Below are 13,073 nucleotides of genomic sequence, written 5' to 3'. Positions count from 1 at the left end.
GTTATTGGCTGTGGATATCTTTCGGCCCTGTGGATAACGTCCGACGTTGTCGCCGCCGCTCGATAGTATTCGAACATGCTTGCGAATACGATGGGCAATCGAGAGGCTGTGCTGGCAGCTTTCGATGTCCTCGACGCTGCAGCCGGGCAGCTCGCACGCACGGACTTCACTGCCTTCTCGGTTGCCGAGCTGCTGGAGCTGCAATCACGCCGGGAACGCCAGGCCCGCATCGCCGCATGTGCCGACCACCGGATCCTGGCCGCACTGCAGAACCAGGCCACCGCGCGTGAGATGGGCGGGAAATCCTGGCCGGATATCCTGGCCATACGCCTGGGTATCAGTCAGGTCGAGGCCAGGGCCAGGGTGAAAGATGCCGAGCACCTCGGACCGCGATGTGTCATCGGCGGCGACGTCTTGGAGCCGGTCCTGCCGGCGTGTGCCGAAGCGCTGGCATCCGGGGCGATCAATCTCGAACACGCCGGCCACATTCGCGACGTGCTGCGCAAGTCCGAGCGTCACACCACCGCCACCGACCGGGCCGAATGGGAACGCACCCTGGTACGCATCGCGGCCTCGAACCCGCCCGAGACGGTCAAGGACGTCGGCGCCCAGATGCTGTACCTGCTCAACCAGGACGGGTCCGGTCCCGACCTCGCCACCCATCAGCCCGGCCTGCGCCTGGGACCCCAGGACGCCGACGGGCTGCATCGCGTGTCGGGATATGTCGACGCTGAGGCCGCCGCCTACATCAAGACCATCGAATCCGTCTGGGCCGCACCGGTATCAACAACCCCGCCGATGCCGAACCCATCCCCAATCCCACCCCCAACCCGCCTGATCCCGATGCGCCGCCGGAGGTGGACGCCGAACAACGCCAGGCCGAAGCCGCCGAACGTGACACCCGAACCCCGGCCCGCCGCAGCCACGACGCCTTCAAGACCCTGTGCCGGGAAATCCTGATGTCCAGGAAACTCGGCCAACACAACGGGCTGCCGGTCACCGTGGTCGTCTCGACGACGCTGGCCGAACTGGAGGAGGGCGCCGGGGTCGCGCGCAGCAGCAGCGGAGTCAAGATCCCCATCCCCGACCTCATCCGGCTGGCCGCCCACGCCCACCACTACCTGCTGGTGTTCAAGCACCACACCGCCGAGCCGCTCTACCTCGGCCGAACCAAACGCCTGGCCTCCAAAGCCCAACGCCTGGTCGCGATCGCCCGGGACCGCGGCTGCACGCGCCCCGGCTGCTTCGCCCCCGCCGACCGCTGCCAGGCGAACCACGCCGACCTCGACTGGACCGCCGGCGGTAAAACCAACGCCGACACCATCGTGCTGGGCTGTGGCCCCGACAATCGACTGGCCTACCGAACCGGCTGGACCACCACCATCGACCCCACCACCGGCCGTGCCCAATGGCACCCACCACCACTGCTCGACACCGGCCAAGACCGCACCAACCACCACTTCCACCCCGAAGAGCTCCTGCGCCCACCGGGCGGGGAGGACCCGTAATCGCTTGTTGGCCTTGGCCAAGCACACGACGCCGCGGCCGATCACCTTCGATCAGGTGACGTCACTGGCCGGCTCCAATTACATGGGATTGGAAAATCGGGCGCGGAGCGTGTGCGCTGGTGTTGAGAGCTGGGCAGTGGATGCTTCGCTTGGCGGGTACTTGTGGACACTGCTCAGCCGAGCCGGCCGGGAGGAACTTTCATGCGGCTTCCGCGAACGACGGGTTGGTGCCATAGCGTTGCAGCGCAGTCGAATCGAGTACGACGCCGAGCCCCGGTGCGTCGGGCACGGTGAGCAGGCCGTCGCCGTCAAGGCTCCATGAACCGGCAATGAGCTCGTCGATGTAGGCAGATCCTGTCTTGTACTCGACCAGGTCGGTCGCCGCGAGGGCCGACGCCAACTGCAGATCGGCCGCCAGACCGATGCCGGTGTTCCACCCGTGCGGCACCAGGCGAATGCCACGATCCTGAGCAGCCCAACCGATTCGACGGGACTCACTCAGACCACCACCTTTGGTGGTGTCGGGTTGCACGATGTCGAAGGCGCCCGCCTCGATGTACGGCGCGAACGCTTGCCGCCGGGTGAGGACCTCGCCGCCGCTGATCGGGACTTTCGAGTGCGCGCGCAGCGCGACGAAACCATCGACGTCATCGGGCGCCAACGCCTCTTCGAACCAGGCGACGTCGTAGCCGGCGAGCATGTCGGCCGTGCGTTTGGCCCAGGACAGATTTCCAGGGAAGAACGCTTCGGATCCGCCGGCGTCGACGGCGAGCAGCCGATCCCCCACCGCCGCTCGCGCCGCGGCGACCGTGCGTTCGTCGGTTGCCTGATCGACACGCCCGAATTTCCACCATCCGATCTTGAACGCAGTGAAGCCTTCGTCGACGAGTGCGCGGAGGTTGTCGGTCATGGCGGCCGCCTCGTCCATGAGCACAGAGGCGTACGGCCGGACGCGATCGCGGTAGCGTCCCCCGAGTAGCCGGCCGACCGGTTGTCCGAGTGCTTGCCCGGCCAGATCCCATAAGGCGATGTCGACGGCACTGGTGGCATGGGTCAGCGTGCCGCCCCTGCCCATCCAGAATGCGCTCTGGTGCAGGGTTTCCGTGAGGCGCTCGACCTCGAGCGCATTCCCGCCGATGATCAGCGGCCGCAGCAGCTCCAGCGCGGCGCGCACCAAGCCCTCTGCGGTGAACGCGCTGCCGATACCGACGTGACCGGTATCGGTGTGGACAGCGACAAGGGTGTGCACGACGTCGTCGGGACGCAGTTCGTTCGACCATCCGCCCTCCGGCGTGGCGCCCCTCAGGCCGCAGGTTTCGATGCGGGTGATGTGCATGTTGTTCGTACTCCTTTGTGAAATCGGTTGTTGGTCAGCGCAGCATGTGGCCGGGGAGCCGGCGGGTGTGTTGGCCATCGCTCACCACCGGGACCCCGTTGACCCAGACATGGCGCGCGGCCCGCGAGTACTCGTCGGGCATCGACCAGGTATCGGCTTGGCGCAGCATCTCTGGGTCGAACAGCACGACATCCGCATGGTGGCCGACCCTGAGATATCCGCGGTCGCGGATGCCGAAATGATCGGCGACCATACCGGTCATCTTGTGGACGGCCAGTTCGAGCGACAGCGTGCCGGTCCGGACATGGTGGCTGAGGTAGTGCGTGTGCCCGTAGTAAAACAGCGGATCGCGGGTGCGCGCGTGCAGTGGGCCCTCCCGGCGGGTGCTGAAGGCGTCGACACCCAAGAGGAAGTGATCGTGGCTGATCGCGTCGGCCAGGTGGTCGTCGGTAAACAGCCGACCGAGTAGTTGCACTGCACCGAGGTCGGCGCCGGCAGCGGCGAGGATGTCGAAAAGGCAGTCCCATTCATCGCGGCCGTGGCGCTCGGCGATCTCGGGGAAGGTGAGTCCCTCCCACTGTGGGTGGGTGGGCGACACCCCGAGCCGTACCCGGTCCCACTGGCCACGGTGCACGAACCGCCAGTAGCGGTCACAGTCCTGCCGCACCCGGGCGCGGACATCGGTGTCGGCGAGGAGGCCGGCGGCCTCCGCGGGCGGTCGCACGGCCAGCCATCCGGGCAGCAGACCGACCGCCATACCGATTCCGTGTGGATAGGGGGTCATGTCAGCCAGGACATCGGTGCCCCGCTGCCGCTCGTTGATCACCCGCTGCGCCGCCTGTTCCCACGCACCGCGGCCGGCTCCGGTGTCGTATCGGACATTGAGGTGTGACAGCTGCGCGCGTACCCCGCCGCCCCGGTGCACGACGTGGAAGAACTCGTCCACGGCCGCCCCGAGGGCGGTGTCGCGGTTGCGAATGTGGCTGGCGTAGAGGCCGCCCCGCCGCCCGACGACACCGGTCAGAGCCGCGAGCTCCTCCGCGTCGGCGAATCGGCCCGCCCCGTATTCCAGACCGCTCGACAAACCGATCGCACCGGCCTCCAAAGCCTCCTCCAGGAGCCGAATCCGCTCGCGGGCTTCATCGCACCTGCCGGTTTCGGCGTTGCTGCGGGCAGCCGACCGAATCGCGGTGTGTCCGACGAACCACACGAGGTTCTGTGCGGTTCCACCGGAATGGACGGTGTCCACCAGCTCGCCGAAACTGCGCCAGTCGACGGGCCCGTCGTAACCCAGCGCTCGCAGGGCACTACATGCCGACTCGACGTCCGCGGCGCCCAACGGCGCATATGTCACACCGCAGTTGCCCACCACTTCCGTCGTGACGCCCTGATGAATGGTGCTGAACGCGTACCGGTTACCCAACACTGACCAGTCGCTGTGACTGTGCGGGTCGATCAACCCCGGAGTAGCCAGCATGCCGGCGGCCTGCACGGTGCGCGCAGCACGCGCCTCGACCGAGCAGCCGAGATAGGCGATCCGGTCGCCGACGATCCCGATGTCACAGCGGCTCGGCGCGGCCCCGGAGCCATCGACGACGTCGGCTCCGACGATCAGCGTGTCGAAATCTGGCATCTCACAACACCTTGCTGAGGAATTCTCGAGTCCGCGGCTCGCGGGGAGATCCGAAAATCTGCTTCGGGTCGGCGGTCTCGACGATGTTTCCTTTGTCCATGTAGATCACCCGGTCGGCGACCTCTTTGGCGAAGCCCATTTCGTGCGTGACGACGACCATCGTCATGCCCTCGGCGGCGAGGTCCTTCATCACGGCAAGCACTTCGCCGACGATCTCCGGGTCCAAGGCGGAGGTCGGCTCATCGAACAGCATGATGGTCGGATCCATAGCGAGCGCACGGGCGATTGCCACACGCTGCTTCTGCCCACCGGACAGGGCGTCGGGGTACGCATCGGCCTTCTCGATCAGGCCGACGCGGCCCAGGAGGGCGCGTCCGCGTTCGTGTGCCTGGGCTTTGGTGCGTCCGAGTACGCGCCGGGGTGCCAGCGCGATGTTCTCGATGACCGTCATGTGGGGGAAGAGATTGAAGTGTTGGAACACCATCCCGACGTCGCGTCGCACCACCGCCAGGTCGGCACGCTTCTCGTCCGGCCCGAGACGATGCCCGTTGACGACGATGCTCCCGTGGGATGGACGCTCCAACCCGTTCATACACCTGAGCAAGGTGCTCTTGCCCGACCCGGAGGCGCCGATGATGCAGACAACCTCACGCTCGGCCACGGTGCACGTGATACCGCGGAGGACTTCCACGTCACCGAAGCTCAGCCGAAGCTCGTTGATCTGGATCACTTCTTTGCTCCTATCGACGTAGTGAGCGCGTCGCCGACTGTCGGCGCTGGCATTTTTCGGCCGAGGCGGCGTTCATAGCGCCGGGACAGAGCCGACAGGACATAGCAGATGGCGAAGTAGAACGCGCCGACGAGGGTGTACGCGAGGATCGGGTCCGCGGTCTGGGAGCTCACGATGTTGGCCGCCCTGGTGAGCTCGATCAAGCCGATGACTGCGACCAGTGAGCTGTCCTTGATGAGCACCACGAGGAACCCGACGCCCGGTGGCACGATCACTCGGGCCGCCTGCGGCAGGATGACCCACCGCATCCGATCCACATAGGACAGCCCGAGCGCCTCCGCCGCCTCGATCTGCCCGCGTGGCAACGCCTGAATGCTGCCGCGGACCAGTTCGGCGACATACGCGGATGCGAAAATGGACAGCGCGATCACCGCAGCCCAATACTCGGCAAGGCTGCTGCCGGGGACGAGCAGTGGGATGCCGAAGTAGACGAAGAAGATGATCAGGAGCACTGGCACGCCACGTATGACCGCGACATAGACGGCGCTGATCCAGCGCAACGTGCGCACGGTTCCCGCTGCCATCAACCCGATGAACAGCCCCAGGAGACCGCCGAAAAGCACCGAGAGCACACAGATCTGGACTGTGACAACGGCTCCGCGCAGGATCAACGACAGGTGCTGCCAGCCGATCGCCTGGAACATCACGCCACCTTCCATTTGATGACTCTGGTTTCCACCAGCCGCGAGATGCTCGCGATGAGGAATGCGACGCCGAAATACAACACCCCGCCGACGGTCAACGTCTCGATGGTCCGAAACGTGGTCGACGTGATTCCCAGCATCACGTGCATGAGGTCCGGCAACGCGATCACCGAGGTGACTGAGGAGGCGAGAAACAGCAGGATCGTCTGGTTGGTGATGGCCGGCAGGACGTTGCGCACCGCCGGCGGCAACAGCACCCGCAGGAAGGTGTCGCGCCCACTGAGACCCAACGCGCCCCCTGCCTCGCGTAGGCCGTTCGGTACCGATTCGAAGCCGGCACGGTAGATCTCGGCCATGTAGGCGGCGTTGTTGATCGTCAGGGCCATGATGCCCGCCGCGACCGGGTCCAAGTTGACGCCGACCTGAGGAAGCGCAAAGAAGACCAGATACAACTGGAGCAGCAGCGGCGTGTTCCGGACGACCTCGATGTAGGTTCCTGCCAACGCCTGAAGCGCGCGGGCGTGTGATGCACGGCCGAGGTAGAGGACGATGCCGAATGCGGCCCCTGCGAATGCGGCGGCGGTGCTCACCGCGATGCTGATCGCCAGACCGGTGAGGAGCGCAGGAAGGTGCGGCAGGATATCTCCGTAATAGAGCTGCACGGTGGCCTGCGCTACTTGATCAGTTCGGGCACGTCCATGCCGAGCCACCGGTTGTACGAGTCGTTCCCCGCCTTGCTGATGTTGTAGTTCATGATGAAGTTGTTCAGGTAGTTCAGCCAGATCTGGTCGCCCATCTTGACGCCGAAGGACACGAGAGATGGGGCCAGTGCGGGGGCTTCCAGAACACGCACCGCGCTGCCCTCGCTCTTGCGGATGTCGGCGACGACCGCGGTGCTCTCCATCAATGCGTCGACTTTGCCGCTGCGCAGCGCCTGAATCGAATCCGCCACGGCGTCAAAGAGACTGGCTTTCGCAGCGGGGAACTGGGTCTGCAGGATCGTGGCCGGTACGCTGCCTCTGGTCGCTGCGACGTTTCTGCCTGCGAGATCGTCGTAGACCCGAATGTCGCTGTCGGCCGGTACGACGACGAGTTGCCCCTCAGAGGCGTAGGGCCGCGTCATGGCGACGACCTGGGCGCGCTCGTCGAGATTCGTCAGTGCCGCGATGACAACATCGACCTTGCCGGTCTCCAGCATGGGGATCCGACTGGCGTTGGTAGTACTGACGAATTCGACCTCGGCGCCCAAGGAGTCGGCCAACGCGCGCGCCTTGTCGATGTCGAAGCCTTCGTACTGGCCCGAGCTGTTCATGACACCGTATGGCGGCGCGTCGGCGAAGACGCCGATCGAGATCTTCTTGGACTGGAGCACTTTGTTCAGAACGCCGGCGCCGCCGCCGGCCATACCGCCCCCTTGCCCCGACGAGCTACAGCTCGACAGAAGCAGCACCACCATCCACGCAGCGAACACTGCGAGTACCCCTTTACGCATCCTCAACCTTCGGTAGGGACTGCGGCCGCTATGGCCATGACACGGGCGATACCGCTTGAGATGTGACGCGATCGCCGTAATTGAAGATTATCTATAATCTATAGCTGTGCGCAAGAGGCCGAGTGCAGACACCGCTGCATGCATAGGATCGATCCGACTGACACGGAAAGAGAGAAGAGCGCATGACCCAAGCTGACGGGTTGGCAGTCGCGCCTGGCCTCGCGGCGCCCTCGCGCCGACACCAGATCGCCGACTGGCTGCGAGAGCAGATCGTCAAGGGTCAGCTAGCACCGGGAGCGCAGCTCAAGCAGGACGTTCTCGCCGCGCATCTCAGCACCAGCCCGGGCCCCGTTCGGGAAGCCTTGCGTCAGATGGAAAGCGAGGGCTTGGTCCACCACATCCCCAACCGCGGTGCGTTCGTCACTGCGGTGAGTGCAGAAGAACTTCTCGGTGTCCTACTGCCCGTGCGCTTGGCCATCGAATCCTTCGCCATCGAGAAGGCCAGCGCTGACTCCGCCACTATCGACCACTTGCAGGAATTGGTCGACCTCATGGATGCCGCCGCCGAGCGTAAAGACCTTGATCTACTGAACGAACTCGACGTGTCCTTCCACGAAATGATCGTGCGCAGTGCTCATTCCGAGCACGCAATGCAGTTGTGGGCAAGCGTCCAGCCGCGGATCAGGATGCAGATCCACCGCTTGGCCAAGCGCCACAACACCCCCTTCGCCATCCCCGAGGAACACCGAGTGCTCCTTGACTCGATACGTCACGACGAGCCCGAGCGTCGTCGACGGGCGCTAGACGACCACATCATGGCCAGCGCTCGGCAACTCCTCGCACTCGAGCAGATGGGCTCCGCCCCTACCTAGCCCTGGTCTTAGTGCGGCCGTTCACAGATTCCGTTGCCTTGCGACTGCTACGTGGCCGATGACGTTGCCATTGCGGTCATTCGGGACGGTGCGTTCCGCCTGACCGAATGGTCGCGGGACAAGCTGTGGGTGCACCCGACCCGAGGTGCCGCCGGTGTGTGTGTCAGTCGTTATTTCGGCGCCACCAGCGCGGGGTGCGCCGTGGCGGTTCGACCGCCGCTGGGGTTTCGACGGCCGGCTCAGACTTCGCGTCGGCGGGTTCTTCCTCCGGCGAATCATCTTCTGCGGCTTCGGCTTCGGCTTCGACTTCGGCTGCAGGATCAGCAGGAGTGTCGGCGGACTCGTCCTCGACCGCAACCTCAGCTTCTGCAGGAGTGTCCGCCTCATCAGCGCCTTCGTCAGCGGCGGGCTGGGCTTCGCCCTCTTCGTCCTCGCCGCCGTCATGGTCGGCCGCCAACGACTCCGCCGCAGCCTCCAACTCGTGCCCGATGTCGAACGGCTCGGACTCTTCTTCGACCGGCTCTTCGGCCTCACCCTCGGCCGCGTCTATGGCTTCCGCTTCCTCGACGGCGTCTTCCGCCGGCTCTTCGCCGGGCTCTTCGACGCTGTCTTCGGCGGCCGGCTCACCTTCGTCAGCAGCGTCAGCCTCGTGAGACTCCGCCTCGCGCTCGGCCGCCAACGACTCCGCCGCAACCTCCAACTCGTGCCCGATGTCGAACGGGTCGGACTCCCCTTCGCTCGAATCTTCGATCGACTCTTCGACCGGCTCCCCGGCCACCTCGAGGGTGCCGGCATCGACGGGCTCCTCGGCCTCGTCCGCGGCCTCGGCTTCCGCCGCCACATCCTCGGCGGCGGCATCCTCAGCCTCGGTGTCACCCACCGCGGCGGCATCTTCGTCCTCGGCATCACCGGCGACGGTCGCGGCCGCCACCACGCCGGTGGTCGCGCCCACGGTCGCGAGCTCCTTGGCCAGAATGTCGTCGACCGGGGACTCCGCATCGGCATCCTGCTTGCCGCGCAACGTCTCCGGGGCTTCCCTGCCCTTCGGTGCGACCATGACGTACACCACCGCCGCGATGAAGACGAACGTCGAGGTGAAGGTGTTCACCCGGATACCGTCGACGGGCATGGACGCCGGGTCGCTGCGCATCAACTCGACCCAGAACCGGCCCACGCAATATCCGGCAACGTACAGGGCGAACAACCGTCCGTGCCCTATGTTGAACCGCTTGTCGATCCACAGCAGCAGCGCGAAGATCAGCAGGTTCCACAACAACTCGTACAGGAACGTCGGGTGCACCACCGCGACGAGTTGGCCGTCGGAAACACCGTTCAGGGTGTTCAGCGCGCCGCTGGCGTCACGCCGCTCGTAGATCTCCAAGCCCCACGGCACCGTGGTCTCACGGCCGTACAGCTCCTGGTTGAAATAGTTACCCAACCGCCCGATCGCCTGGGCCAGGATGATGCCCGGCGCAATCGCATCACCGAACGCGGGCAGGGGAACACCGCGCATCCGGCAGCCGATCCACGCACCGACGGCCCCGAGCGCCACCGCGCCCCAGATCCCCAGGCCGCCATCCCAGATCCGGAACGCCGCACCCAACCCGGCGCCACCATCGCCGAAGTACGTCTTCCAGTCGGTCATCACGTGGTACAGCCGGCCACCGACCAGCCCGAACGGCACGGCCAGCAAGGCGATGTCGTAGATGACGCCCGGCTCACCACCGCGCGCTGCCCACCGGCGATCGCCGATGACCAACGCCGCCACGATGCCGGCGATGATGCACAGCGCATACGCCCGAATCGGCACCGGGCCGATATGCCACACGCCCTGCGCCGGGCTCGGGATATAAGCCAGGATCGTCTCGGTCATGCGGGAATCCCCTGCCGCACGCCCTCGGAAAGCTCCGCGGTCAGTGCCCGCAGCGCCGGAATGCCGGCATCCAGCGCGGACACCAACGCCGACCCCACGATCACCCCGTCGGCGTAGGCACCGATTTCGGCGGCCTGCTCGCGTGAGCGCACACCGAGACCGACCCCCACCGGGATGTCGGAGATCTCCCTGATCCGCTGCACCAACTCCGGAGCAGCGTTGGACACCGCGTCACGCGCGCCGGTCACACCCATCGTCGAGGCGGCGTAGACGAACCCGCGCGACGCCTGCACCGTCGCGGCCAGCCGCTCGGGGGTGGACGACGGGGCCACCAAGAAGATGCGGTCCAGGTCGTGCCGCTCGGAGGCCGCCACCCAGTCCCCCGCCTCGTCCGGAATCAGGTCCGGGGTGATCAACCCCATTCCTCCGGCCGCCGCCAGATCGCGCGCGAAAGCATCCACGCCCCACCGCAACACCGGATTCCAATACGTCATCACCACGGCCCGCCCACCGGCGTTGCTGATCGCTTCGACGGCCCGCAGCGCGTCCCGCACCCGCACCCCACCGGCCAACGCGGCCTCGGTCGCCCTGGCGATGGTCGGCCCGTCCATTCCCGGATCCGAGTAAGCGACACCCACTTCGACGATGTCGCAACCGGATTCGACCAGCGCCACCATCGCCTCGATGGACGTGTCCACATCGGGATAGCCGGTCGGGAGATAGCCGATCAGTGCGGAACGCCCCTCGGCGCGGCACGTGTCGAACAGGGTGCCGAGTCGGCTCACGAATCACCGTCCAATAGCCCGAACCATTTGCCCGCGGTCTCGACGTCCTTGTCACCGCGACCGGACAGATTCACCACGATCACCGAGGACGGCCCGAGTTCCACGCCGAGTTTGAGCGCACCGGCCACCGCATGGGCGGACTCGATGGCCGGGATGATGCCCTCGGTGCGACACAGCAGTGAGAACGCGTCCATCGCCTCGGTATCGGTGATCGGCCGGTACTCCGCGCGCCCGATGTCCTTGAGCAGGGCATGTTCGGGACCCACCCCTGGATAGTCCAAACCCGCTGAGATGGAATGGGATTCGATGGTCTGGCCATCCTCGTCCTGCAACAGGTAGGAGAACGAGCCCTGGAAGGCTCCCGGTGAGCCACCGGTGAAGGTCGCCGCGTGCCTGCCGGTCTCCACCCCGTCACCGGCGGCCTCGAAACCGATCAGCCGCACGCCGGGATCGTCGATGAACGCGTGGAAAACCCCGATCGCGTTGGACCCACCGCCCACGCACGCCGTCACCGCGTCGGGCAGCCGGCCGGCCTGCTCCAGGATCTGCGCCCTGGTCTCCAGCCCGATGATGCGCTGGAAATCGCGCACCATGAGCGGGAACGGGTGCGGGCCCGCCGCGGTGCCGAAGCAGTAGTAGGTGTCATCGGCGTTGGTCACCCAATCCCGGAACGCCTCGTTGATCGCGTCCTTGAGGGTTTTCGAGCCGGACTCCACCGAGATCACCTGCGCGCCGAGCAGCCGCATCCGAGCCACGTTGAGCGCCTGCCGCGCGGTGTCCACCGCGCCCATGTAGATGACGCAGTCCAGGCCCATCAGCGCGCAGGCGGTGGCGGTCGCCACCCCGTGCTGGCCGGCGCCGGTCTCGGCGATGACGCGGGTCTTGCCCATCCGCTTGGCCAGCAACGCCTGCCCGAGCACGTTGTTGATCTTGTGCGACCCGGTGTGGTTGAGGTCCTCGCGCTTGAGGAACAGGCGCGCACCGCCGGCGTGCTCACCGAGTCGGGCCGCCTCGTACAGCGGCGACGGGCGGCCGGTGTAGTGCCGCTGCAGCCGGTCGAGTTCGTCGAGGAAGGTCTGATCGCGCCGCACCTTGTCGTAGGCGGCGGTGACCTCTTCGATGACGGCCATCAGGGCTTCGGGGATCAGACGTCCGCCGTAGGCGCCGAAATGGCCCTTCGCGTCAGGGTCATGGCTGGTGGGTTCGGCCACCGCCGCGCTCATGCGGGGCAGTTGCGGGCCGGAGATATCCGCCATCTAACGGGCGGGCTTGGGGCAGGACGGATGCGTGCCGGCGGTGACCAGGTCGGCGACGGCGCTGCGCGGGTCACCGCTGGTGACCAGCCCCTCACCGACCAGCACCGCGTCGGCCCCGGCGCCGGCGTAGGCCAGCAGGTCCGCGGTGCCACGCACGCCGGACTCGGCGACCCGGATGACGCTGCTGGGCAGCCCGGGGGCGATCCGGGCGAAACAGTCGCGGTCGACCTCGAGCGTCTTGAGGTCGCGGGCGTTGACCCCGATCAGGGTGGCGCCGGCCTGCAGGGCACGGTCGGCCTCTTCCTCGGTGTGCACCTCGACCAACGCGGTCATCCCCAGCGATTCGGTGCGGTCCAGCATGGACACCAACGCGTCCTGCTCCAGGGCCGCGACGATGAGCAGCAGCATGTCGGCGCCGTGCGCGCGGGCCTCGTGGATCTGGTACGGCCCGACGATGAAATCCTTGCGCAGCACCGGAATCGACACCGCGGCGCGGACCGCATCCAGGTCGTCCAGCGAACCGTTGAACCGGCGCTGCTCGGTCAGCACGCTGATCACCCGCGCGCCGCCGTCCTGGTAGGCCCTGGCCAATTCCGCCGGGTCGGCGATGGACGCCAGCTCACCCCGCGACGGGCTGGCCCGCTTAACCTCCGCGATGACGCCGATGCCCGGCTGCCGCAACGCCGCCATCACGTCCAGCGGCGGCGGCGCGTCCTTGGCCAGCTGTTTGATGTCGGCGAACGGAACCGCGGCTTCACGGGCGGCAACGTCGGCGCGAACTCCTTCGATGATGGAGTCGAGCACGGTCCCCGAACTCATGAGCCCTCGTCCTTCTCCGTCGGCCGGGACGCTCCCGGATTGATCTGCCTAGAGGTTAGTCGCCT

At 66.5% G+C, this 13,073-nt stretch carries 13 protein-coding genes; 3 read left to right on the top strand and 10 right to left on the bottom strand.

Annotated elements, in window-relative coordinates; translation table 11 throughout:
* The first annotated feature begins 75 nt into the window (after positions 1-75).
* Positions 76-960 carry a DUF222 domain-containing protein gene (locus AWB94_RS20255; protein ID WP_084395191.1) on the top strand — a complete coding sequence of 295 codons (885 nt, stop codon included), beginning with the start codon at positions 76-78 and terminating at the stop codon, positions 958-960.
* Positions 858-1,508 carry a DUF222 domain-containing protein gene (locus tag AWB94_RS20250; RefSeq protein WP_165605336.1) on the top strand — a complete coding sequence of 217 codons (651 nt, stop codon included), beginning with the start codon at positions 858-860 and terminating at the stop codon, positions 1,506-1,508. Before AWB94_RS20255 ends, AWB94_RS20250 begins: the two co-directional genes overlap by 103 nt.
* Before the next feature lie 199 nt (positions 1,509-1,707).
* Here the strand turns inward: AWB94_RS20250 and AWB94_RS20245 are convergent, their stop codons facing one another.
* The 6 genes from AWB94_RS20245 to AWB94_RS20220 are packed head-to-tail and all read right to left on the bottom strand — an operon-like array spanning position 1,708 to position 7,316.
* Positions 1,708-2,844 carry a mandelate racemase/muconate lactonizing enzyme family protein gene (locus AWB94_RS20245; RefSeq protein WP_062657180.1) on the bottom strand — a complete coding sequence of 379 codons (1,137 nt, stop codon included), beginning with the start codon at positions 2,842-2,844 and terminating at the stop codon, positions 1,708-1,710.
* Positions 2,845-2,878: 34 nt separating this feature from the next.
* Positions 2,879-4,477 (bottom strand): N-acyl-D-amino-acid deacylase family protein, encoded by a 1,599-nt coding sequence (locus AWB94_RS20240; RefSeq protein WP_062657181.1) that lies wholly within the window; start codon positions 4,475-4,477, stop codon positions 2,879-2,881.
* Between the two features lies 1 nt (position 4,478).
* Positions 4,479-5,207 carry an amino acid ABC transporter ATP-binding protein gene (locus AWB94_RS20235; RefSeq protein ID WP_062657182.1) on the bottom strand — a complete coding sequence of 243 codons (729 nt, stop codon included), beginning with the start codon at positions 5,205-5,207 and terminating at the stop codon, positions 4,479-4,481.
* Positions 5,204-5,911 (bottom strand): amino acid ABC transporter permease, encoded by a 708-nt coding sequence (locus AWB94_RS20230; protein WP_062657262.1) that lies wholly within the window; start codon positions 5,909-5,911, stop codon positions 5,204-5,206. The genes AWB94_RS20235 and AWB94_RS20230 overlap by 4 nt, the downstream gene beginning before the upstream one ends.
* Positions 5,911-6,573, bottom strand: a complete 663-nt coding sequence (locus AWB94_RS20225; RefSeq protein WP_062657183.1) for an amino acid ABC transporter permease — start codon at positions 6,571-6,573, stop codon at positions 5,911-5,913. Before AWB94_RS20225 ends, AWB94_RS20230 begins: the two co-directional genes overlap by 1 nt.
* An 11-nt stretch (positions 6,574-6,584) precedes the next feature.
* Positions 6,585-7,316, bottom strand: coding sequence for a transporter substrate-binding domain-containing protein (locus AWB94_RS20220; RefSeq protein ID WP_234811812.1), 732 nt, complete (start codon positions 7,314-7,316; stop codon positions 6,585-6,587).
* 269 nt (positions 7,317-7,585) lie between these two features.
* On the opposite strand from AWB94_RS20220, the gene AWB94_RS20215 reads away from it, so the two are divergent.
* Positions 7,586-8,275, top strand: coding sequence for a GntR family transcriptional regulator (locus tag AWB94_RS20215; protein ID WP_062657185.1), 690 nt, complete (start codon positions 7,586-7,588; stop codon positions 8,273-8,275).
* A gap of 163 nt (positions 8,276-8,438) precedes the next feature.
* Here AWB94_RS20215 and lgt read toward each other — a convergent pair whose 3' ends face one another.
* From lgt to trpC, 4 genes are read right to left on the bottom strand one after another with little or no spacing between them, the layout of a single operon-like run.
* Complete coding sequence (gene lgt / locus AWB94_RS20210) at positions 8,439-10,148, bottom strand: prolipoprotein diacylglyceryl transferase (protein WP_062657186.1); 1,710 nt, start codon at positions 10,146-10,148, stop codon at positions 8,439-8,441.
* Positions 10,145-10,933: a tryptophan synthase subunit alpha gene (gene trpA, locus AWB94_RS20205; protein WP_062657187.1), complete on the bottom strand. Its 789-nt coding sequence runs from the start codon at positions 10,931-10,933 to the stop codon at positions 10,145-10,147. The genes lgt and trpA overlap by 4 nt, the downstream gene beginning before the upstream one ends.
* Entirely contained in the window at positions 10,930-12,189 is a 1,260-nt protein-coding gene (trpB, locus tag AWB94_RS20200) for a tryptophan synthase subunit beta (RefSeq protein ID WP_062657188.1), read from the bottom strand. The genes trpA and trpB overlap by 4 nt, the downstream gene beginning before the upstream one ends.
* Positions 12,190-13,008, bottom strand: a complete 819-nt coding sequence (gene trpC / locus AWB94_RS20195; RefSeq protein WP_062657189.1) for an indole-3-glycerol phosphate synthase TrpC — start codon at positions 13,006-13,008, stop codon at positions 12,190-12,192.
* Positions 13,009-13,073: the final 65 nt, after the last annotated feature.

This window comes from Mycolicibacterium canariasense (assembly GCF_002101555.1).
Lineage (GTDB): Bacteria > Actinomycetota > Actinomycetes > Mycobacteriales > Mycobacteriaceae > Mycobacterium > Mycobacterium canariasense.
The sequence above is the reverse complement of the archived record's forward strand: the minus strand, read 5'-3'. Positions and strand labels throughout refer to the sequence as shown.